Raw genomic sequence first — 21,364 nt, forward strand, 5'->3', positions numbered from 1 at the left:
CAGCTCAGGCTTTTTTCGCAATCAGCGCGCGAACAGCCTCAACCATATCGCCGACATTCTTGAGATTGCTCCAGGCATCGACCGTGTTCATCTCGATCTCGATGCCGTACTGCTCCTCGAGATCGAAGATGATCTCGGTCAGTTCCAGGGAATGGATGCCAAGCGCGGTCAATTCCGTATTGGTGGTGATCTCTTCGCCACCGGGCTCCGCATGTGCCCTGATCTTGGCGATGATTTCCGTTGCCAGCTCGTCAGCCATTCGATTCCTTCCCCAATTTTATAACGTCGCGGTGCCGATTGGTTGGCGCCCCTGTTGCCTGGACTGAAATCGCCGTCGCCTTCAAAAACCCGCCAGGCGCAGCATGACCGTTCCAAAGAGGCTCCCTCTATAGAAACGGAAACGCTGTCAAGCAACAAGCTATATCAACAAGCACCATATCGACAAAGCGCCGGGAGTGCTTAACGTTAGCGCCGTGGATACGTTGCAGCATGTCTTGATCCCAGCTCTTCCGGCCCAGCGCGCGGCCGGGGCGGCCCGGCTTGCGTGCGGCGTCAGGGATGGACGCACCCGGCTTTTGCGCCTCTATCAGGACGGCTCGGCCAAAATCCGCATGCCGGCCGTTGCGGCCGATCCGCTCGAAGCCGTGCTCATCAACACCGCCGGCGGTCTGACCGGCGGCGATCGGCTCGGCTGGGAAATCGATGTCGGGCCAGGTGCCTCCGCCTCGATAACCACCCAGGCCTGCGAAAAGATCTATCGTGCCGCTAGCGACCGCGCCGAAGTTCGGGTGAAGCTCAGCGTCGGCGCGGGCGGGCGTATCGCCTGGCTGCCCCAGGAAACCATCGTCTTCGACCGCTCGGCCTTTGCCCGCACGCTCGAGGTCGAGCTTGCCGCAGGCGCCGAGGCATTGCTGCTTGAAGCCACCATATTCGGCCGCCTCGCCATGGGCGAAGAGGCCGCGCACGGCCATTTCCACGACCGTTGGCGTGTCCGCCAGGATGGTGCGCTCGTTCATGCCGAGGATTTCCGCATCGGGCCGGCTATCGCGGCGGCACTTGGCCGCCCGGCGGTCGCCGGCGGCGCCATTGCCGCTGCGACGCTGCTGATGGTCTCGCCGCAGGCCGAAGCCTTGCTCGATCCGGCCCGCGACATCGTCGGCGCCGACGGCGATGCCAGCGCCTGGAGCGTCAAAAAATCTGGCAAGCTTCTTGCGAGGCTGTTTGCCGAGGACGGCTATCAGCTGCGCAAGCGGCTGGTTCCGCTCGTCGAACTGCTCAACGGGCGGGCGGGTCTGCCCAAATTATGGTCACTCTGAGCCAAATACAGGCCAAATCCAGGAAAGCGCATGAACCTGACGCCGCGTGAAAAGGACAAGCTGCTCATCGCCATGGCGGCGATCGTGGCGCGCAAGCGGCTGGAACGCGGCGTCAAGCTCAATCACCCCGAAGCGATCGCGCTGATCACCGATTTCGTCGTCGAGGGCGCCCGCGACGGCCGCCCGGTCGCCGAACTGATGGAGGCCGGCGCCCATGTCATCACCCGCGGGCAGGTGATGGAAGGCATCGCCGAGATGATCCACGACGTGCAGGTCGAGGCGACCTTTCCCGACGGCACCAAGCTGGTGACCGTTCACGAACCGATCAGGTGAGGAGAAAACGATGCTGGAGCTGCGACCGAATTGCGAATGCTGCGACAAGGACCTGCCGCCGGAAGCGGCGGACGCGCTGATCTGCACCTTTGAATGCACCTTCTGCGCTGACTGCGCTGAACATGTGCTGGGCGGCGTCTGCCCGAACTGCGGCGGCAATTTTTCCGCACGCCCGATCCGCCCAGTGGAGAAACTGGTGAAATATCCGGCCTCGACCCAACGCGTGCTCAAGGCCGAGGGCTGCGGCCCGCGCAAGGCTGCGTGATTGTTTTCGTGACTTCGAAGGGAAGACCGATGATCTCTGCTTCAACCAAACGCACCACGCTTGCAGCGATCCTGCTGCTGGCGGCGGCGATGCCCGCCTATGCCCATGTCGGCATCGGCACGACCTCGTCCTTCGCGGCGGGCTTCGCGCATCCGCTGTCCGGCCTCGACCATATGACCGTCATGGTAGCCGTCGGCCTGTGGGCGGCGCTCAAGGGCGGCAAGGCAATCTGGGCCTGGCCGCTGGCCTTTGTCGGCGTCATGCTGGTCGGCGGCGCGCTCGGCATGCTCCACGTGCCGGTGCCTTTCGTCGAACCGGGCATCCTTGCCTCCGTCGTCGCGCTTGGCTTGCTGGTGGCGTTGGCGGTCGATCTGCCGGTCTCGGCCGGAGTCGCCATCATCGGCCTGTTCGCGCTGTTCCATGGCCATGCCCACGGCACCGAAGTGCCGGAAAATGCCGGTGGACTTGACTATATGGCCGGCTTTGCCGTTGCCACCGCACTTCTCCATGCCATGGGCATCGCTGCCGGCCTTGGCCTCGGCATGCGCTTTCGCGGGCTTGCCCGCGCCGCTGGCGCCGCTTGTGCTGCAGTCGCCGTCGGCCTGGTCTTCGGCGTTTTGTGAGGCTAACGATGATTCCCGGCGAAATCATCACGGCAAGCGGCGACATCGAGCTCAACAAGGGGCTGCCGACGGTGACGCTGAAGGTGGCCAACAGCGGCGACCGGCCGATCCAGGTCGGCAGCCACTACCATTTCTTCGAGACCAATGAGGGGTTGAAATTCGATCGCGACAAAGCGCGCGGCATGCGTCTGGACATTGCCGCCGGCACCGCGATGCGCTTCGAACCGGGACAAGAGCGGGACGTCACGCTGGTGCCGTTCGGAGGAAAACGCGAGGTCTACGGTTTTCAGCAGAAGATCATGGGCAGGCTGTGAGATCGACGGGGTCGGGCGCCCTGAGGTCAGTTCGACGGCCTGGCCGCCGCGTAGATGACGATTCTTGCCGAGCCGTCGAATTCCACCGCAAGGACGTCTTCCGTAAGCACGCGCCGCGAATCGATGGCGTTGAACAGCAAGGCGTTGGCGTCGATCTCCTTGCGCAGTTCCGCAATGTCATCCTGATGCTGTTCGACCTTGCTCTCGACCGCCGGCGGCGGGCCGCCTTCGCTGCGCGCCGCGTCGGTGAGGAAGACGATATCCACAGTATCGAGCTTGGACGTCTTGCGCACGGCGCCGATGTTCTCACGCGTCCGCTCGATCGCGGTGATGATCTTGTTGGTCTGTGGTTCCGTCCGCGCCTCCTCCTGCCGGACATCGGAGCCGACGATCCTGTTGACGGTGTCGGCCCGGTTGACGGCGTCAGCGCTTTCAAGACCTTGCGCGGCTTGCGGGCCGAAAGCTGCGAGAAATGTGCAGGCAGCAAGGCTCTGGAGCCATCTGGTGTCGGCAAAGACAGGCATTGCTCGCTCCTGGTGGACTTTTCTGTGCAACGCCGTTCGGCGCCAAAGGAACGAAACGCCTCCTGTCGGGCGAAGGTTCCCTGTGGGCTGGCGGGCCGGGTGCCGGCCCGCCAAGCGCTTCTTTCAGCTTGCCTTCTTGGTGACAAGGGTCAGCGCGCCATCGGTGGTCATGCTGGCGGCGACCACCTGTGCCGAGGTGAGCCCCTTGGCTTCGAGCGCCGACTTGATCTGCGGCGTCGCGTCGATCGAAGAGCGCAGTTTCTGCAGCCCGGCATCGCCACGCTGGGCGATCACCTGATTGACCTGCGTCTGGGTGGCCTTGGGCAATTCGCTGATATCGACGATGTTGACCTTCTGGATCGCCGGCGCCGCCGGCTGAGCGCTGGGCGCCGCCGGCTTCGGTTGCGGCGTGGGCTGCTGCTGGGCGCCGGCTACGGTTGCGGAGGCCAGCGTGGCGGCGGCTGCAAGAACGATGATCTTGCGCATGTATTTTCCTTTCATCGATTTGGCCAAGGGTTTGGCAAACGGGCGGTTTGGGTGGCAGGGCCACCTCAACGGCCAAATGGGATCAGAAGGTGTCGCCGAGCGGGTCATTGCATGACCATTGGATGGCGACGATGTGGAGTTCGGCTGCGGCCGGGCTCTCGTTTGGGGAGCATTGACTGATGGCTAGAATTACCCGCGCCGCCTACGCGCAGATGTATGGCCCGACGGTCGGCGACAGAGTGCGCCTGGCCGACACCGAGCTGTTTATCGAGGTCGAAAAGGACCTCACCGTCCATGGCGAGGAGGTGAAATTCGGCGGCGGCAAGGTCATCCGCGACGGCATGGGCCAGAGCCAGGTGTCGCGCGCCGGCGGCGCGGTCGACACGGTCATCACCAACGCGCTGGTGGTCGATGCCACGGCCGGCATCTTCAAGGCCGATATAGGTCTCAGGGACGGCCGCATCGCGGCGATCGGCAAGGCCGGCAATCCCGACACGCAGGACGGTGTCACCATCATCATCGGCCCCGGTACCGAGATCATCGCCGGCGAGGGCAAGATCCTGACCGCCGGCGGCTTCGACGCGCACATCCACTTCATCTGCCCGCAGCAGATCGACGAAGCGCTGATGTCGGGCATCACCACCATGCTCGGCGGCGGCACCGGCCCGGCGCATGGCACGCTGGCCACCACCTGCACGCCCGGACCCTGGCACATGGCGCGCATGATCCAGTCCTTCGACGCTTTCCCGATGAACATCGGCCTGTCCGGAAAGGGCAACGCCTCGCTGCCGGCAGCGCTCGAGGAAATGGTGCTGGGCGGGGCCTGCTCGCTGAAGCTGCACGAGGACTGGGGCACGACGCCGGCGGCCATCGACTGCTGCCTGTCGGTTGCCGACGATTACGACGTGCAGGTGATGATCCACACCGACACGCTGAACGAATCCGGCTTTGTGGAGAACACCGTCGCCGCCATCAAGGGCCGCACCATCCACGCCTTCCACACCGAAGGCGCCGGCGGCGGCCATGCGCCCGATATCATCAAGGTCTGCGGCCTGCCCAACGTCATTCCGTCTTCGACCAACCCGACCCGGCCCTACACCGTCAACACGCTGGCCGAGCATCTCGACATGCTGATGGTGTGCCATCATCTGTCGCCGTCGATCCCTGAAGACATCGCCTTTGCCGAAAGCCGCATCCGCAAGGAGACCATCGCGGCGGAAGACATTTTGCACGATATCGGCGCCTTCTCGATCATCTCGTCGGACTCGCAGGCCATGGGCCGTGTCGGCGAGGTGGCGATCCGCACCTGGCAGACCGCCGACAAGATGAAGCGCCAGCGCGGGTCATTGCCGCAGGAGACCGGCAACAACGACAATTTCCGCGTCCGCCGCTACATCGCCAAATACACCATCAACCCGGCCATCGCGCATGGGCTGTCCAGGGACATCGGGTCGATCGCGGTCGGCAAGCGCGCCGATCTGGTGCTGTGGAACCCAGCCTTCTTCGGCGTCAAACCGGACATGGTGCTGATCGGCGGCATGATAGCCGCAGCCCCGATGGGCGACCCCAACGCCTCTATCCCGACCCCCCAGCCCATGCACTACCGCCCGATGTTCGGCGCCTATGGCAAGGCCAGGACCAACTCGTCGGTGACCTTCGTTTCGAAGGCGGCGCTGGAGTCCGGCCTGCATGGCAGGCTCGGCGTCGACAAGCAGTTCGTCGCGGTCGAAAATACCCGCGGCGGCATCGGCAAGCACTCGATGATCCTCAACGACGCCACGCCGCATATCGAGGTCGATCCCGAAACCTATGAGGTTCGCGCCGATGGCGAACTCTTGACTTGCGAGCCGGCAACCGTGCTGCCGATGGCGCAGCGGTATTTCCTGTTTTGAGGCGAGGGGCGATTTGATCGACCCGGCAAATTCCATTGCGAGCCGGTCGGTGCCGCCGCAATATGCGGCTCAAAGAAACCGCGTAGCAGGTCATGGCCACCGAAATAGCCTCCGCCCACGACATCTTCCCGCATATCCGCATCGTCATGGGCATGGTGATCGGGCTTGGCGTCGCCCGCCTGCTGTCGGGGGTGGCGCGCATCGTCCAGCATCCCGGCCAGTACAAGCTCTATCCCGTGCACCTCGGCTGGGTCGCGTCCATGCTGTTGCTTCTGGTGCATTTCTGGTGGTGGGAGTTCGGCCTCTATACGATAGAGGTCTGGACCTTCGGCAAATATTTGTTCCTGATCTTCTATGCCATCACGCTGTTCCTGCTGTGTGCGCTGCTGTTTCCGGATTCGATGCTCGACTACACCAGCTATGAGGATTTCTTCTATTCGCGCCGCGGCTGGTTCTTCGGCCTGCTGGCGACGACCTATCTGCTCGATGTCGTCGACACGCTGCTGAAAGGGCCGGAGCATTTCGCCCGCTACGGCAATGAATATTTGTTCCGAACGCCGGTTTTCGTGGCGCTGTGCATCGCCGCCATACTGGTGCGCGACCGCCGCTTCCACATCGCCTTCGTCGTCGGCACGCTGATCTACCAAATTTCGTTCATCCTGCGGCTCTTCGACACCATCGTCTGAGCAGGGGCTATGGTTTAGGGTCGCGGGGAAAGAAGGTTCAACCATGTACAAGGCCATCGGATCGCGTGGATCCCGCGTCAGCCGCGTTCTGTGGATGCTTGAGGAACTCGGGCAGCCCTATGAATTCGTCGAAGTCAAATTGCGCTCGCCGGAAGCCTATGCGCTCAACCCGTCGGGCAAGGTGCCGATCCTGATCGACGGCGAGCTGACGGTGACGGATTCGGCGGCAATCTGCGTCTATCTCGCCGACAAGCACGCCGACAAAGGCATGGGCGCCGGTCCCGGTGTCGCCGGCCGCGCCGAGATGGATTCCTGGATGCATTTCGCCCAGTCGGAGTTCGAGGCGCCGCTGTGGAACAAGCTGCGCCACCGCTTCCTGCTGCCCAAGGAAGTGCGGGTCGATGTCGGTCCTGCCGCCGCCTACGATTTCGCCTCCGAGACCAAGGCGCTGGACGGCCGGCTGGGCAACAGGCCTTTTGCGCTGGGCGACCGATTTTCCGCCGTCGACGTGCTGTTGGGCGACATGGGCGGCTGGGCCCGAGCCGGAAAATTCCCGATCGAGTCCGAGCGCGTCAACGCGTATTTCGACCGCGTCTTGGCGCGGCCTGCCCGGGCACGGGCGCAAGCCAATGGCGGAGCCATGCGATGAAACTCAACCTCAACACCGACTTCACCAAATTCCCGCGCGCCGTCTCGGTGCTGACGGCCGGCACTGCCGGTAGCGTGCCGCCATCCGGCCGTGCCGTGCTGCCCCATGACGAGCGCCATCTGCGCCGCCGCGCCATCGAACTTGCCGACGGCAGCAAGGTGCTGGTCGACCTGCCGGAGCCTGTCACCCTGAACCATGGCGACCGGCTGGTGCTGGAGGACGGTGGCTATATCGAAATCATCGCAGCGCCCGAAGAGGTCTACGACATCCGCGCCCGCGACGCCGTGCATCTGACCGAACTTGCCTGGCATATCGGCAACCGGCATCTGGCGGCAGCGATCGAGGCCGGCCGCATCCTGATTTTGCGCGACCACGTCATCAAGGCGATGCTGGAAGGTCTCGGCGCCACGGTGCGCGACGTTTCCGAGCCGTTCAAGCCGGTGCGCGGCGCCTATTCCGCGCAAGGTGCGCATGGCCACGATCACGGTCATGCCCATGCTCATGCCGAAGCGCATTCCCATGATGGGCATTCCCACGCACACAGCGAATCGCATTCGCACAGCCATTCCCATGACGGACATCATCACGATCATGACTGACCAGCCTTCCGGCATCGCTTTGCTGCGGCTGATGGCATGGCTGTCGCCGGTCTTCCCGGTTGGCGGCTTTGCCTACAGCCACGGTCTCGAGCGTGCCGTGCATGACGGGTTTGTGCCCGACAGCGACAGCCTCGCCTTCTGGCTCGAAACGCTGGTCGAGATGGGCTCGGGCTGGAACGACGCCGTGCTCTTCACCGAGGCCTGGCGCCGCGCCCGCGAGGGCGGTGATCTCGCCGAGATTGCCGGCCTCGCCGAAGCGCTGGCCGGCTCGCAGGAGCGCCACGCTGAGACGATGCTGCAAGGCGCCGCCTTCCTCAAGGCAGCGTCGGCCTGGCCCAATCCCGTGCTGGGCCGCTTGCCGGCCGAATGCGCCTATTGCGTCGCGGTAGGCGCATTTGCCGGCGGCAACGGCATCGCGCTTCAGGACGCCCTGTCCGCCTTCCTGCAAGCCTTCTTCTCCAACCTCGTCCAGGCGGCGATCCGGCTCGGAATCGTCGGCCAAAGCGGAGCGACTGTCCTGCTAGCCGGCTTCGAGCCGCTGGCGCTGGCGACGGCCGCGCGTGCCGCCAGATCGACACCCGATGATCTCGGCGGCTGCGCCTTCATCTCCGACGTCATGGCGATGAAACACGAGACGCAATATTCCAGGTTGTTCCGCTCATGACCACGCTCGCCTTCGCCCTCTCGGCGGTGCTGCTGCTGATCACCGCGTTGCATGTCTATTGGGGCCTTGGCGGCATCTGGCCGGGCAAGGACGGCGCCTCCTGCGCCCACGCCGTTGTCGGCTTTCGCGGCGTCGACGAGATGCCGACGCCGTTTGCCTGTTTTGCCGTTGCCGCGTGCCTTTGCCTGGCGACGCTGTGGCCGCTGGCGCTCGCTGGGGTCTTCGCCTCCCCCTTTCCAAGGGAAGGCCTTGCCGCGACAGCGCTGCTTATCGGGCTGGTCTTCCTCGGCCGCGGCATTGCCGGTTTCACGCCCTGGTGGCGCCGGCTGGCGCCGGAGCAGCCTTTTGCGCGACTCGATACCAGCTTTTATTCTCCGCTCTGCCTGTTGATCGGGCTCAGCTTCGCAATCCTCGCCATCACGGAGTTTTCGGCATGACCCAGGCTAATGGTCCCCTTCGCATCGGCATCGGCGGTCCTGTCGGCTCCGGCAAGACGACGCTCACCGAAAAGCTCTGCAAGGCGCTCCGTGACGACTTCTCCATCGCCGTCGTCACCAACGACATCTACACCAAGGAAGACGCCATGATGCTGGCCCGGCTGCAGGCACTGCCTGAGGACCGTATCGTCGGGGTGGAGACCGGCGGCTGCCCGCACACCGCCATTCGTGAGGACGCCTCGATCAATCTGCAGGCGATCGCCGGACTGAACAAAAAGTTTCCCGATCTCGACATCGTCTTCATCGAATCCGGCGGCGACAACCTCGCCGCCACCTTCTCGCCGGATCTTGCGGATCTGACCCTCTATGTCATCTCGGTTTGCCAGGGCGAGGAAATCCCCAGGAAGGGCGGGCCGGCGATCACCCGTTCCGATTTCCTGGTCATCAACAAGAGCGATCTGGCGCCCTATGTGAACGTCAACCTCGATGTCATGGAGAGCGACGCCGCCCGAATGCGGGGCAAGCGCCCGTTCGGCTTCACCGACCTGTCGCGCGGCAAGGGACTGCAGGAAGTCATCGACTTCATCGTCGAACATGGCGGGCTGCAGTCGGCTCGCTCGGCGGCGTAATGCATGTCGCCCAAAAGTGCGTAGCGGTTTTGGGACAACCTGACCCACCAGTTTGCGGTTGCTGGCCACGGCTGAGCGCGGCATTCTCTTAAAAACGGAGGTTTTTCGGATGAGCATCGCCCGCCTGCAAAAGGAAACGCTGACCAACCTGCCCTACTATGAGGAGCGCGTCGATCTGGCCGCCGCCTTCCGCTGGACGGCGCGGCTCAACATGCATGAAGCCGTGGCCAATCACTTTTCGCTGTCGGTCAACGAGGACGGCAGCAAATTCCTGATGAACCCCAACCAGGTGCATTTCTCGCGCATCAAGGCGAGCGACCTTTTGCTGATCGACGCCAATGATCCCGAGACATTGTCCGGCCCGAATGCGCCCGACCCGACCGCCTGGGGTCTGCACGGCGCCATTCACCGCAACGTGCCGCATGCGCGCTGCGCCATGCATGTGCATTCCATCCACGCCACCGTGCTGGCATCGCTGGCCGACTCGACCCTGCCGCCGATCGATCAGAACTCGGCCATGTTCTTCAACCGCCACGTCGTCGATGCCCATTATGGCGGGCTGGCCTTCGAGGAAGAAGGCGAGCGCTGCTCGCAACTGCTCACCGACCCGAAGGTCAAAGTGATGGTGATGGGCAATCACGGCGTCATGGTCATCGGCGACACCGTCGCCGACGCCTTCAACCGCATGTTCTATTTCGAGCGCGCCGCCGAAACCTACATCAAGGCTCTGTGGACCGGCCGTCCGCTGCGCACGCTGTCCGATGCCATTGCCGAAAAGGCCGCCAGCGAGATGGACGACTATCCCGGCCAGGCAGAGCGTCACCTTGCCGAGCTGAAGGCGATCCTCGACGAGGAAGAGCCGGTGTACCGGAGCTGAATGAGTTCACCCTTCTCCCCGTTCACGGGGAGAAGGTCCCGGCAGGGGGATGAGGGGCAGCGCCGACGTTCATAGGCTCACTCAGAGTCCCAACTGAGCCCGCAACTCTTCCGCACTGTTGATCACGACAGCGCCCTTCGGTCCTGCCATCGGCGCTTCCGGCCAGAAGATCGTCCGCATCCCCGCGGCCAGGCCTGATGTGGCGCCGGTAACGCTGTCGTCGACGGCCACCGCGTCTGAAGGATCGACGCCGGCCAGCCATGCGGCGCGCAGGAACGGTTCGGGATGCGGCTTGCCTTCGCGCACGTCGTTTCGGCTGATCGTGCGCATGCCGGGATAGATCAGGCCGACGGCGCTCAGATTTGCATCGACGATCACCCGGTCGGAATTGGACACCACCGCCTGCTGCACGCCGAGCGCGCGCAATTCGTTGAACACTCCGATCGCGCCGGGGCGCGGCTTCAGCGTCTCGGCCATCGGCATGTAGTGATCGTATTTGCGCACGATCCAGTCGTCGAAGGGCAGGTCGAGGCCGAACTCGCTGCGCAGCATCTCGTAGACCGGTGCGGCGGCGACGCCCAGCACCCGCTCATGCAGGTCGGCCGGCGGCGTGATACCGACGCTGCGCAGCGCCGCCACCAAGGCCGCCTCATGCAGCGGCTCGCTGTCGACCAGCGTGCCGTCCATATCCCAGAAAACCGCTTTCGGCGTCATGCGAGGCTCCTTTGCCGATCCCCTTAAAGCGTTTGTATCAGGAGATAAACCGCCGAGCCCGTCCGCTGGCGATTTTCGCTTGGTTGGTTGCCGCGCGGCGACCGGATCGAAGCAGCAAGCAATTGCCCTGCCGATAGACAATTGCGCGCCGACACATTCCCTGCAAGACTATGACGCTTCGCCCAAGGGCGGGCAAAGGGGCAGGGCTGGAGGCACATTTTGAATTCGCGGCAAGACGGCGGCAGCAGCAGGCTGGACGAGGCAGCGCGCGCCGGCTGGCTTTATTATGTTGCCGGCAACACCCAGGACCAGATCGCCGCCACGCTCGGCATTTCCCGGCAGACGGCGCAGCGGCTGGTGTCGCTGGCGGTGTCGGAGGGGCTGATCAAGGTTCGCGTCGATCACCCGATCGCCAATTGCCTTGATCTCGCAGCTAGACTGAAGTCACGCTTCGCGCTCGACCTCGTCGAAGTGGTGCCGAGCGATCCAACCTCATCCTCGACCACGATCGGCATTGCCGAGGCGGCTGCGGCCGAGATCGAGCGGCGGCTGCGGTCACCGACGCCCATCGTCTTGGCCATCGGCACCGGCCGCACGCTGAAGGCGGCGATCGAGCAATTGCCGCCGATGGAATGCTCGCAGCACAAGGTTGTGTCCTTGACCGGCAACATCTCGCCCGACGGTTCGGCCGCCTTCTACAACGTCATCTTCACCATGGCCGACCGGGTCAAGGCGCGCTCGTTCCCGATGCCGCTGCCGGTCATCGCCTCGTCGCCGGAAGAGCGCGAGATGCTGCTTGCCCAGCCGATGATCCAACCGACGCTGGCGCTGGCCGCGGAAGCCGACGTGACCTTTGTCGGCATCGGCGATCTCGGCCCGAAGGCGCCGCTCTACGAGGACGGTTTTATCTCGGAAAGCGAGTTGAAGGCGTTGCAAAAGGCTGGCGGCGTCGCCGAGATCGTCGGCTGGGTGTTCGATCGGGAAGGCCGCATGATCGAGGGCATCACCAACGACCGGGTATCGTCGGCAGCCTTGCCGTCACGCGAAAAGTCGCTGGTCATTGCGCTCGCCATGGGCGAACGCAAATTGCCGGGCATTCTGGCCGCGGTGAACCGCCGGCTGGTCAATGGCCTCATCACCGACGAGCGGACCGCCACGGCCCTACTCGACGGTTCCTGATAGATTAAGCGGCCCATCGATAAAATCCAACACGTTTATTTGCAGCGCCCGGACGGGTCGTTGCCGTCGAGAAAACCCATGTCGCGCTGCAGATGCGGCGACAACTCCCGGACGTCGACGTAGCCGCGCCGGCGGTGCACAAGCAGGGAAAATTCATGCACCAGCAGGGAAAACCAGCTCTGCGCCGGGGTCGAATGGAGCTTTTGCTGTACCGTGGTCATGATCTTCAGCCTCCGCTATGCTTGAACTTGATTGATCGTTGACACCAGATATCGGCCTGATTGCCTCTTGCCGCCAATCAAACGTCGATCACGACCCATAAGGAGGGCTTATGCCCGATCTCAAGGCACCACAGCTCGCCCAGTTGCCGCCGCTGCAGGCCATCAGGGTGTTCGAAGCCGTCGCGCGGCATCTCTCCTTCACCAAGGCCGCGCAGGAACTCGGCATGACGCAGGCCGCCGCCAGCTACCAGATCAAGCTTCTGGAAGAGCGCATCGGTTCGCCGCTGTTCCTGCGCCAGCCGCGCCAGATCGTGCTGACCGAACCCGGCCAGCGCCTGGCGCCCGCCGTCAGCGAGGCGTTCAGCCTGCTCTCAAGCGCCTATTCCGCCGCGCGTGGGGGCGCCGATGGTGTGCTGTGCGTCTCGACGCTGCTGACCTTTGCCTCGAACTGGCTGGCGCAGCACCTCGGCTCCTTCCAGGTCGCGCATCCGTCGCTGGCGGTGCGCGTCGATACCTCGAACAGGGTGATCGATTTTGCCCGCGAGGACATGGACATCGCTATCCGCTCCGGCAGCGGCAAGTGGCCTGGAGTGGAGACCCATCTTTTGTTCAAGGCCGATTTCACCCCGGTGCTGAGCCCGGCACTCGCTGCCACCATAGGTGGCGTCCACGAACCCGCCGACCTGTTCAAGCTGCCCATTCTCGATCCCGGCGACATCTGGTGGCGGGAATGGTTCGCCCTTGCCGGCGTCCCGGCGGACGAACTTGCCAGGCGCACCGGCACCAGCATGGGCGCGCAGGCCTATGAGGCGAACGCGGCCATCGCCGGCCATGGTGTGGCAATCCTGACCACCGCATTGTTCAAGACCGAGCTCGCCGCCGGCCGCCTGATCCAGCCCTTCGACCTGGTCGGCGACGACGGCCACGCCTATTGGCTGGTCTACCCGACGGCGCGTCGCAACGTGCCGAAGATAAAAGCCTTCCGGGACTGGATCCTGGCCGAGATCGCCTGCGCCTGAAGGCGAGCGATTCGCGGATTGATTTCCGAGATGCAAAGCGAGCCATGGATCCGCGACGAATGCTCGCTTTCGCGGACAAACAGCTGCGATCGGGCCACCCGGTTAACCAAGCTTGACAAAAACGCTGTCGATATCACTCGCCCGGCATAGGCTTGTGCTTGTGACGACCCAATTGAGCAGGATCAATCGTCTGCAGATTGAAACAGGGTCGATCAGTCGGCTGATGAAAGTCTATCGCGTCGAAGAAATCGAAAACAACACCGTGCGCACGACGCAGGTGATCGAAGCATTTACGCCGTTTCAAGCTGCCGTGAAGGCAATCGGCCGGGAAGTTAGGCTGCGCAAGGACGAGCCCAGCTGGATCCAGGTGACGGAAGTGCTGACCAGAGCCAAGCAAACACGCGACGGCAGGGTTTTCGAATATTCCGTCGGAAGCTACCCGTCCCACGGCTGACGGGCTGGGCCCTATCGCTCCCTTGGCGCCACGATTGGGTTGCGATGGGTCGGCATCAACCCGCTCTCACATCCCCTGCAAACAGCTTCCCAAATCCATTCAATATCCTCTACGCGCGCAACGTCGCGCACCTGCCCCGTGTGCTGCGCTGCAGCATCGAATCCGGCTTGACATAATTAACGCCAAGTGAGTAATTGCCCATTACCAAGGCAAATGCTCATCTTGGTTCATGGGAGGAATTTGATGAAACTGCGCACGCTCACTTTGGGCCTGTTGTCGGCCAGCGCCTTCGCTTTCGCCGCGCATGCCGAATCCATCACCATCGCCACCGTCAACAATGGCGACATGGTCCGCATGCAGAAGCTGACCGACGACTTCACCAAGGCTAACCCCGACGTCACGCTCAACTGGGTCACGCTCGAAGAGAACGTGCTGCGCGAGCGCGTCACCACCGACATTGCCACCAAGGGTGGCCAGTATGACGTTATGACCATCGGCACCTACGAGGTTCCGATCTGGGCCAAGCAGAACTGGCTGTTGCCGCTCGACAAGCTCGGCGACGACTATGACGCCAAGGACATCATCCCGGCCATTGCCGGCGGCCTGTCGGTCGACGGCAAGCTCTATGCCGCGCCCTTCTACGGCGAAAGCTCCTTCGTCATGTACCGCAAGGACTTGATCGAGAAGGCCGGGCTGAAGATGCCCGACGCCCCGACCTGGGACTTCATCAAGCAGGCCGCCGACAAGATGACCGACCGCGCCAATGGCGTGAACGGCGTTTGCCTGCGCGGCAAGGCCGGCTGGGGCGAGAACATGGCGTTCCTCACCGCCATGTCGAACTCCTTCGGCGCCCGCTGGTTCGACGAGAACTGGAAGCCGCAATTCGACCAGCCGGAATGGAAGAACACGCTGCAGTTCTATGTCGACCTGATGAAGGCCGACGGTCCCGAGGGCGCCTCGTCCAACGGCTTCAACGAAAACCTGGCGCTGTTCCAGCAGGGCAAGTGCGGCATGTGGATCGACGCCACCGTCGCCGCCTCCTTCGTCTCCGACCCGAAGAACTCGACCGTCGCGGACAAGGTCGGCTACGCACTGGCCCCCGACAATGGTCTGGGCAAGCGCGGCAACTGGCTGTGGGCCTGGTCGCTGGCCATCCCGGCCGGCACGCAGAAGGGAGACGCCGCACAGAAGTTCGTCTCCTGGGCGACCAGCAAGCACTACGCAGAACTGGTTGCTTCCAAGGAAGGCTGGGCCAACGTTCCTCCGGGCACGCGCTCCTCGCTCTACGCCAATGCCGAGTATCAGAAGGCGGCTCCGTTCGCCAAGATGACGCTGGACTCGATCAATGCCGCCGACCCGACGCATCCGACCGTCAAGCCGGTGCCCTATGTCGGTGTGCAGTTCGTTGCCATTCCTGAGTTCCAGGGCCTCGGCACAACCGTTGGCCAGCTGTTCTCGGCGGCGCTCGCCGGCCAGACCAGCGTAGACGACGCGCTCAAGCAGGCGCAGGACGCCGCCACCGCGACCATGACCGAAGGCGGTTATATCAAGTAAGGCTCCTCCCGGTGCCGAATGCCGGCCGCCTCCTTGGCCGGCAACGGCCGCCCGAATCCCAGTTCGGGCGGCCCCTTTCACACACCTGAAAATTTGGCTGACCTTGAAGGGTGACCGTCATGGCTACTCAGCAGACCCGTTCGCTTGCCCGCTTTATGTTGGCGCCATCCGTGGTGCTGCTGTTCGTCTGGATGATCGTGCCGCTGGCACTCACGATCTGGTTCTCCTTCCAGCAGTACAATCCGCTCAATCCGATCCGCGACGGGTTTGTCTGGTTCTCGAATTACTCGCTGTTCTATTCCAACCCGGCATTCCTGCAGTCGATCCTCAACACGCTGGTCCTGGTGGGCAGCGTGCTGCTGATCACCGTCATCGGCGGCATCATGCTGGCGCTGTTGATCGATCAGCCGATGTGGGGACAGGGGATCGTCCGCATCCTGGTCATCTCTCCGTTCTTCGTCATGCCGCCGGTGGCTGCACTTGTCTGGAAGAACATGATCATGCACCCGCAATACGGCGTCTTTGCCGACATTGCGCGCTTCTTCGGGGCTCAACCGATCGACTGGTTCGGGCAGCATCCGATGCTTGCCATCATCATCATCGTCGCCTGGCAATGGCTGCCCTTCGCAACGCTGATCCTGCTGACCGCATTGCAGTCGCTCGACGGCGAGCAGAAGGAAGCCGCCGAGATGGACGGCGCCGGCTTCGTCAGCCGCTTCATCTATCTAACGCTGCCGCACATGTCGCGCGCCATCACCGTCGTCATCCTGATCCAGACCATCTTCCTGCTGTCGGTCTATGCCGAAATCCTGGTCACCACCAATGGCGGACCCGGCTATGCCTCCACCAACCTGCCCTTCCTCGTCTACCAGAAGGCATTGCTGGAGTTCAAAATCGGCCAGGCATCGGCCGGCGGTGTCATCGCCGTCATTCTCGCCAACATCGTCGCCTTCTTCGCCATGCGCGCGGTCGGCAAGAACCTGGACAAGTAAGGGAGGATACGATGGCACGTGCAGTCACCACCCAACACAAGGTCATTGCGACAGGCGCCGCCTGGATCGTCGCGCTGCTGATCTTCTTCCCGATCCTCTACACGATCATCACCTCGTTCAAGTCGGAGCAGGAGGCCATCCAGGGCTTCGCGCTGATCCCGTCGGGGACGTTCGAGAGCTATACCGAGGTCCAGGCGCAGAGCGGCTACTTCAAGTTCTTCTTCAACTCGGTGCTGCTCTCGGTCGGCTCGACCATCCTGGCCCTGATAGTCGCGGTTCCGGCCGCCTGGTCGATGGCCTTCTCGCCGGGCAAGTGGACCAAGGACATCCTGATGTGGATGCTCTCGACCAAGATGATGCCGGCGGTTGCCGTGCTGTTCCCGATCTACCTCATCTTCCGCGATGCCGGACTGCTCGACAGCCGCATCGGCCTGATGATCATGCTGATGCTGATCAACCTGCCCATCGTGATCTGGATGCTCTACACCTACTTCCGCGAAATCCCCGGCGAGATCCTGGAAGCGGCACGCATGGACGGCGCCACCTTGTGGGGCGAGATCGTCTATGTGCTGACCCCCATGGCCGTGCCGGGCATCGCATCGACCATGCTGCTCAACATCATCCTGGCGTGGAACGAAGCGTTCTGGACCATCCGCCTGACCACCACCGAGGCGGCGCCGCTGACGGCCTTCATCAGTTCGTTCTCGAGCCCGCAAGGCCTGTTCTGGGCCAAGCTTTCGGCGGCCTCGACGCTGGCCATCGCCCCCATCCTGATCATGGGCTGGTTCAGCCAGAAGCAGCTGGTGCGCGGCCTGACATTCGGCGCGGTAAAATAACGGACGTTGCCTGAAGCAATCCGGCCAAATAACCCCTCGGGGAGGAAACCATGGGAAACATCACGCTCAAGAACGTCTCCAAGCATTTCGGATCGACGGTCATCATTCCAGGCCTCGACCTCGTCATCGAGAATGGCGAGTTCGTCGTCTTCGTCGGGCCGTCGGGTTGCGGCAAGTCCACGTTGCTGCGCCTCATTGCCGGGCTCGAGGACACCAGCGGGGGCACCATCAACATCGATGGCCGTGACGTCACCGGCGAGGCGCCGGCCAAGCGCAAGCTGGCCATGGTATTCCAGTCCTATGCGCTCTATCCGCATATGACGGTGGCCAAGAACATCGGCTTCCCGCTGAAGATGGCGGGCGAGGATGTGGCGACGATCGACAAGAAGGTGAAGGACGCAGCCCGGGTCCTCAACCTCACCAACTATCTCGAACGCCGGCCCGGCCAGCTCTCCGGCGGCCAGCGGCAACGCGTCGCCATCGGCCGCGCCATCGTGCGCCAGCCCTCGGCCTTCCTGTTCGACGAGCCGCTGTCCAACCTCGATGCCGCACTGCGCGGCACCATGCGGCTCGAAATCAGCGAGCTCCACCATCAGCTCAAGACGACGATGGTCTACGTCACCCACGACCAGATCGAAGCCATGACCATGGCCGACAAGATCGTCGTGCTCAACGCCGGCAACATCGAACAGGTCGGCTCGCCGATGGAACTCTACAAGTCGCCGAAGAACCTGTTCGTGGCGGGCTTCATCGGTTCGCCGAAAATGAACCTGATCGAAGGTGCGCCGGCCGCCAAATACAATGCCAAGACCATCGGCATTCGTCCCGAGCATATGGGGATATCGACCACGGCGGGCGACTGGAAAGCCCTTGTCGGCGTCGCCGAGCATCTGGGCTCCGACACCTTCCTGCATGTCCAGGCCGACGGCGTCGGTCCGCTGACGGTACGCGCCGATGGCGAACTGGCCGTACGCCACGGCGACACCATCTACCTGACGCCCGACAAGGTCCGGATGCATCGCTTCGGCCCCGATGGAAAGGCGCTGACGCAGTGAGACTGACGGGCAAATCGGCGCTGATCACCGGATCCGCGCGCGGCATCGGCAGGGCTTTTGCCGAAGCCTATACGCGCGAGGGTGCCACGGTGGCCATTGCCGACATCAATCTGGCGGCTGCCGAAAAGACGGCCGCCGAGATTGGCGCCAACGCCTATCCGGTCAGGCTCGACGTCAGCGACCTTGCTTCGATCCAGGCGGCGGTCAAGGCGGTCGAAAAGACCGGCGGCCTCGACATACTGATCAACAATGCTGCCTTGTTCGACCTGGCGCCGATCGTCGAGATCACCAAAGCGAGCTACGACAAATTGTTCTCCGTCAACGTCGCCGGCACCTTGTTCATGCTGCAGGCAGCGGCGCGTTCGATGATCGCAAGGGGCAAGGGCGGCAAGATCATCAACATCGCCAGCCAGGCAGGACGCCGCGGCGAGCCGCTGGTCGCCGTCTATTGCGCCACCAAGGCCGCGGTGATTTCGCTGACCCAGTCCGCCGGGCTCGACCTGATCAAGCACCGCATCAACGTCAATGGCATCGCGCCCGGCGTCGTCGACAGCGATATGTGGGATGAGGTCGATGCGCTGTTTGCCAAATATGAGAACCGGCCGAAGGGCGAGAAGAAGCGGCTGGTCGGCGAGGGCGTGCCCTATGGCCGCATGGGCAAGCCGGAGGACCTGACCGGCATGGCGGTCTTCCTGGCCAGCGACGACGCCGAATACATCGTCGCCCAGACCTACAATGTCGATGGCGGCCAATGGATGAGTTGATGGGCCGGGATCACGAAGGCCGCAGCCCGGCCAAAAGGGTAAAAAAATGACCGTGAAACTCTCCTCCTCGATCCTCTCGGAACTCCCCGCCAAGGTCGCCGGTCCCAGATATGATCGCTCCAGGCTCAAACCCGGTATCGTCCATTTCGGCGTCGGCAATTTCCATCGCTCGCATCAGGCGGTCTACCTCGACGATCTCTTCAATTCAGGCATCGGCCATGACTGGGCGCTGGTCGGCGCCGGGGTCTTCGAGGGCGAAAAAATCGGCCGTTCCAAGCTGCAGGAGCAGGACTGGCTGACCACCGTGGTCGAGCAGGATTCCGACCATATGAGCGCCCGCGTCACCGGCGTTATGATCGACTTCCTGACGCCCGGCGATGCCGATGCCATCATCGACCAGCTCGCCGATCCGGCGATCAAGATCGTCTCGCTGACCATCACGGAAGGCGGTTATTTCATCGATCCGGCCTCCGGCAAGTTCAACCCGACCCACCCCGACATCGTCGCCGACGCACAGGCAGGCACGACGCCGAAGACGGTGTTCGGCCTCATCCTTGCGGGCCTGATACGCCGCCGGGCCGACGGCATCGTGCCGTTCACCGTCATGTCCTGCGACAACATCCCTCACAATGGCCATGTCACCTCGGATGGCGTCATCGGCCTCGCCCGGCTGATCGATGAGGATCTGGCAAACTGGGTCAGCGACAATGTCGCCTTTCCCAACGGCATGGTCGACCGCATCACCCCCGCCACCTCCGACCGCGAGCGCGGCATTCTCGCCACCGAGTTCGGCCTTGAGGACAACTGGCCGGTGTTCTGCGAGCCGTTCAGGCAATGGGTGCTGGAGGATCATTTCACCGACGGCCGCCCGCCGCTGGAAAAGGTCGGTGTGCAATTCGTGAGGGATGTCGCGCCCTATGAGCTGATGAAGATCCGCATCCTCAATGGCGGTCATGCCACGATCGCTTATCCCGCAGGGTTGATGGACATCCATTTCGTCCATGAGGCGATGCAGGAGCCGCTGGTGCGCGGCTTCCTCGCCAAGCTCGAGCATGACGAGATCATCCCGACCGTGCCGCCGGTGCCGGACACCGTGCTGGAGGATTATTACCAACTCATCGAGCACCGCTTTTCCAACCCGAAGATCGGCGACACCATCCGTCGGCTTTGCCTCGACGGTTCCAACCGGCAGCCGAAATTCATCATCCCGACCATTGCCGACCGGCTGAAGGCCAGCAAAGGCGTCGCGGGTCTGGCGCTCGAGTCGGCGCTGTGGTGCCGCTACTGTTTCGGCACCACCGACAGCGGCGCGGTCATCGAGGCCAACGACCCGAGCTGGGACCGGCTGCAGGCAAGCGCGAAGGCGGCGAAGGACAGGCCCGGTGCCTGGCTTGCGATGGAGGATATCTATGGCGGTGTCGGCCGCTCGGCGCCGTTCGCCGAGGCCTTTGCCCATGCGCTCAACGTCTTGTGGGCGAATGGCACGCGCGCGACGCTGACGCGCTACATCTCCGGCAAGCTCTGACGCCAGCCGCAATGACGCCCGAACTGGTCATCTTCGACTGTGACGGCGTGCTGGTCGACAGCGAGGCGCTGTCGGTTTCGGCTCTGCTCGGCATGATCTCTGCCGCCGGGGGCTCGGTCAGCGAAGATACCGCCTACGAGCATTTCCTCGGCAAGAGCATGAAGAGCGTGCGCGAGATACTTCTTCGCGATTTCACCATCGACATCACCGACGTGCATCTTACCGACATGCGGGTCGAACTGATGCGCAAATTCCGCGAGGAGCTGAAGCCGATTCCCGGCATCGGCGACATCCTGCCGAGGCTGGGCGTGCCCTGCTGCGTCGCGTCCTCCGGCACGCTCGACCGGATACGCTACGCGCTCGACGTCACCGGTCTGCTCGGCCTGCTCGAGCCGCATCTGTTCAGCGCCGCCATGGTCGCGCGCGGCAAGCCGGCGCCGGATCTTTTTCTCCATGCCGCCGCCGCCATGGGCGCGCATCCCGGTAATTGCATCGTAATCGAGGACAGCCCGGCTGGCATATCAGCGGCGCGTGCGGCCGGCATGCGCGTCTTTGCTTTCACCGGCGGTTCGCACGCCGGCAACCCGGCCTTGAAAGCGCGGCTTGCGTCGAGTGAACCGGACTTTATATTCGCGGACATGCTGCAATTGCCCGATCTGATTGCAGGCTAGAGCATGATGCCGAAAAGTGTGAAGCGGTTTTCGGACGACATCATGCTCTACTTCTTTGATTTAGAGACGGATTCAGATTTCAGGTC

Annotated in this window: 28 protein-coding genes; 23 read left to right on the plus strand and 5 right to left on the minus strand. The window is 63.3% G+C overall.

Annotated elements, in window-relative coordinates:
* Window positions 1-4: 4 nt before the first annotated feature.
* Window positions 5-259 (minus strand): acyl carrier protein, encoded by a 255-nt coding sequence (locus NLY36_RS17240; RefSeq protein ID WP_023671226.1) that lies wholly within the window; start codon window positions 257-259, stop codon window positions 5-7.
* Between the two features lie 235 nt (window positions 260-494).
* On the opposite strand from NLY36_RS17240, the gene NLY36_RS17245 reads away from it, so the two are divergent.
* Genes NLY36_RS17245 through NLY36_RS17265 form a run of 5 tightly spaced genes read left to right on the plus strand, consistent with a single transcriptional unit; the run spans window position 495 to window position 2,851 of the window.
* Window positions 495-1,316 carry an urease accessory protein UreD gene (locus NLY36_RS17245; RefSeq protein ID WP_081726189.1) on the plus strand — a complete coding sequence of 274 codons (822 nt, stop codon included), beginning with the start codon at window positions 495-497 and terminating at the stop codon, window positions 1,314-1,316.
* Window positions 1,317-1,346: 30 nt separating this feature from the next.
* The gene (locus tag NLY36_RS17250) at window positions 1,347-1,649 is read left to right on the plus strand and encodes an urease subunit gamma (RefSeq protein ID WP_023689153.1); all 303 of its coding nucleotides are present in this window, start codon (window positions 1,347-1,349) and stop codon (window positions 1,647-1,649) included.
* 10 nt (window positions 1,650-1,659) lie between these two features.
* Window positions 1,660-1,914, plus strand: a complete 255-nt coding sequence (locus NLY36_RS17255) for a DUF1272 domain-containing protein (RefSeq protein WP_023671229.1) — start codon at window positions 1,660-1,662, stop codon at window positions 1,912-1,914.
* 29 nt (window positions 1,915-1,943) lie between these two features.
* A complete protein-coding gene (locus NLY36_RS17260) occupies window positions 1,944-2,537 on the plus strand; it encodes a HupE/UreJ family protein (RefSeq protein WP_023689154.1) in 594 nt (197 codons plus the stop codon).
* 8 nt (window positions 2,538-2,545) lie between these two features.
* Window positions 2,546-2,851, plus strand: a complete 306-nt coding sequence (locus NLY36_RS17265; RefSeq protein WP_023671231.1) for an urease subunit beta — start codon at window positions 2,546-2,548, stop codon at window positions 2,849-2,851.
* Window positions 2,852-2,877: 26 nt separating this feature from the next.
* Here the strand turns inward: NLY36_RS17265 and NLY36_RS17270 are convergent, their stop codons facing one another.
* Both NLY36_RS17270 and NLY36_RS17275 read right to left on the minus strand, forming a co-directional pair.
* Window positions 2,878-3,375 carry a hypothetical protein gene (locus tag NLY36_RS17270; RefSeq protein WP_023689155.1) on the minus strand — a complete coding sequence of 166 codons (498 nt, stop codon included), beginning with the start codon at window positions 3,373-3,375 and terminating at the stop codon, window positions 2,878-2,880.
* Window positions 3,376-3,498: 123 nt separating this feature from the next.
* Window positions 3,499-3,861, minus strand: coding sequence for a hypothetical protein (locus NLY36_RS17275; protein WP_023671233.1), 363 nt, complete (start codon window positions 3,859-3,861; stop codon window positions 3,499-3,501).
* 179 nt (window positions 3,862-4,040) lie between these two features.
* On the opposite strand from NLY36_RS17275, the gene ureC reads away from it, so the two are divergent.
* From ureC to NLY36_RS17315, 8 genes are all read left to right on the plus strand, one after another.
* Window positions 4,041-5,753 carry an urease subunit alpha gene (gene ureC, locus NLY36_RS17280; RefSeq protein WP_031195771.1) on the plus strand — a complete coding sequence of 571 codons (1,713 nt, stop codon included), beginning with the start codon at window positions 4,041-4,043 and terminating at the stop codon, window positions 5,751-5,753.
* Between the two features lie 92 nt (window positions 5,754-5,845).
* The gene (locus tag NLY36_RS17285) at window positions 5,846-6,439 is read left to right on the plus strand and encodes a hypothetical protein (protein ID WP_023695869.1); all 594 of its coding nucleotides are present in this window, start codon (window positions 5,846-5,848) and stop codon (window positions 6,437-6,439) included.
* Window positions 6,440-6,482: 43 nt separating this feature from the next.
* A complete protein-coding gene (locus NLY36_RS17290; RefSeq protein WP_023695870.1) occupies window positions 6,483-7,088 on the plus strand; it encodes a glutathione S-transferase family protein in 606 nt (201 codons plus the stop codon).
* A complete protein-coding gene (locus NLY36_RS17295; protein ID WP_023671237.1) occupies window positions 7,085-7,687 on the plus strand; it encodes an urease accessory protein UreE in 603 nt (200 codons plus the stop codon). Before NLY36_RS17290 ends, NLY36_RS17295 begins: the two co-directional genes overlap by 4 nt.
* Window positions 7,680-8,351: an urease accessory protein UreF gene (locus tag NLY36_RS17300; RefSeq protein ID WP_023695871.1), complete on the plus strand. Its 672-nt coding sequence runs from the start codon at window positions 7,680-7,682 to the stop codon at window positions 8,349-8,351. The genes NLY36_RS17295 and NLY36_RS17300 overlap by 8 nt, the downstream gene beginning before the upstream one ends.
* Window positions 8,348-8,788 (plus strand): DUF3995 domain-containing protein, encoded by a 441-nt coding sequence (locus tag NLY36_RS17305; protein ID WP_023695872.1) that lies wholly within the window; start codon window positions 8,348-8,350, stop codon window positions 8,786-8,788. The genes NLY36_RS17300 and NLY36_RS17305 overlap by 4 nt, the downstream gene beginning before the upstream one ends.
* Window positions 8,785-9,417, plus strand: coding sequence for an urease accessory protein UreG (ureG, locus tag NLY36_RS17310; protein WP_023695873.1), 633 nt, complete (start codon window positions 8,785-8,787; stop codon window positions 9,415-9,417). Before NLY36_RS17305 ends, ureG begins: the two co-directional genes overlap by 4 nt.
* A 109-nt stretch (window positions 9,418-9,526) precedes the next feature.
* Window positions 9,527-10,294, plus strand: a complete 768-nt coding sequence (locus tag NLY36_RS17315; RefSeq protein ID WP_023671241.1) for a class II aldolase and adducin N-terminal domain-containing protein — start codon at window positions 9,527-9,529, stop codon at window positions 10,292-10,294.
* A gap of 81 nt (window positions 10,295-10,375) precedes the next feature.
* On the opposite strand, the gene NLY36_RS17320 is transcribed toward NLY36_RS17315, so the two are convergent.
* Window positions 10,376-11,008, minus strand: coding sequence for an HAD family hydrolase (locus NLY36_RS17320; protein WP_023695874.1), 633 nt, complete (start codon window positions 11,006-11,008; stop codon window positions 10,376-10,378).
* Window positions 11,009-11,227: 219 nt separating this feature from the next.
* Here NLY36_RS17320 and NLY36_RS17325 point away from each other — a divergent pair, with 219 nt between their 5' ends.
* Window positions 11,228-12,187 (plus strand): sugar-binding transcriptional regulator, encoded by a 960-nt coding sequence (locus NLY36_RS17325; RefSeq protein ID WP_023671243.1) that lies wholly within the window; start codon window positions 11,228-11,230, stop codon window positions 12,185-12,187.
* Window positions 12,188-12,222: 35 nt separating this feature from the next.
* Here NLY36_RS17325 and NLY36_RS17330 read toward each other — a convergent pair whose 3' ends face one another.
* Window positions 12,223-12,408, minus strand: coding sequence for a hypothetical protein (locus NLY36_RS17330; protein WP_023671244.1), 186 nt, complete (start codon window positions 12,406-12,408; stop codon window positions 12,223-12,225).
* A 110-nt stretch (window positions 12,409-12,518) separates the two neighbouring features.
* On the opposite strand from NLY36_RS17330, the gene NLY36_RS17335 reads away from it, so the two are divergent.
* The 9 genes from NLY36_RS17335 (at window position 12,519) to NLY36_RS17375 (ending at window position 21,278) form a co-directional block, all read left to right on the plus strand.
* Complete coding sequence (locus NLY36_RS17335) at window positions 12,519-13,427, plus strand: LysR substrate-binding domain-containing protein (protein ID WP_023671245.1); 909 nt, start codon at window positions 12,519-12,521, stop codon at window positions 13,425-13,427.
* A 112-nt stretch (window positions 13,428-13,539) separates the two neighbouring features.
* Window positions 13,540-13,881, plus strand: coding sequence for a hypothetical protein (locus NLY36_RS17340; protein ID WP_155923262.1), 342 nt, complete (start codon window positions 13,540-13,542; stop codon window positions 13,879-13,881).
* Window positions 13,882-14,124: 243 nt separating this feature from the next.
* Window positions 14,125-15,435 carry an ABC transporter substrate-binding protein gene (locus tag NLY36_RS17345; RefSeq protein WP_023671248.1) on the plus strand — a complete coding sequence of 437 codons (1,311 nt, stop codon included), beginning with the start codon at window positions 14,125-14,127 and terminating at the stop codon, window positions 15,433-15,435.
* Window positions 15,436-15,554: 119 nt separating this feature from the next.
* Window positions 15,555-16,427 (plus strand): carbohydrate ABC transporter permease, encoded by an 873-nt coding sequence (locus NLY36_RS17350; protein WP_023671249.1) that lies wholly within the window; start codon window positions 15,555-15,557, stop codon window positions 16,425-16,427.
* An 11-nt stretch (window positions 16,428-16,438) separates the two neighbouring features.
* Entirely contained in the window at window positions 16,439-17,263 is an 825-nt protein-coding gene (locus NLY36_RS17355; protein WP_023671250.1) for a carbohydrate ABC transporter permease, read from the plus strand.
* Window positions 17,264-17,313: 50 nt separating this feature from the next.
* Window positions 17,314-18,318: an ABC transporter ATP-binding protein gene (locus NLY36_RS17360; RefSeq protein ID WP_023689168.1), complete on the plus strand. Its 1,005-nt coding sequence runs from the start codon at window positions 17,314-17,316 to the stop codon at window positions 18,316-18,318.
* Window positions 18,315-19,082, plus strand: a complete 768-nt coding sequence (locus NLY36_RS17365; protein WP_023736921.1) for an L-iditol 2-dehydrogenase — start codon at window positions 18,315-18,317, stop codon at window positions 19,080-19,082. Before NLY36_RS17360 ends, NLY36_RS17365 begins: the two co-directional genes overlap by 4 nt.
* A 46-nt stretch (window positions 19,083-19,128) precedes the next feature.
* Window positions 19,129-20,607, plus strand: a complete 1,479-nt coding sequence (locus NLY36_RS17370; protein ID WP_023736920.1) for a mannitol dehydrogenase family protein — start codon at window positions 19,129-19,131, stop codon at window positions 20,605-20,607.
* 11 nt (window positions 20,608-20,618) lie between these two features.
* Window positions 20,619-21,278 carry an HAD family hydrolase gene (locus NLY36_RS17375; protein WP_023736919.1) on the plus strand — a complete coding sequence of 220 codons (660 nt, stop codon included), beginning with the start codon at window positions 20,619-20,621 and terminating at the stop codon, window positions 21,276-21,278.
* Window positions 21,279-21,364 lie beyond the last annotated feature (86 nt).

It is taken from the genome of Mesorhizobium sp. C399B (assembly GCF_030323185.1).
Taxonomy (GTDB): Bacteria; Pseudomonadota; Alphaproteobacteria; order Rhizobiales; family Rhizobiaceae; genus Mesorhizobium.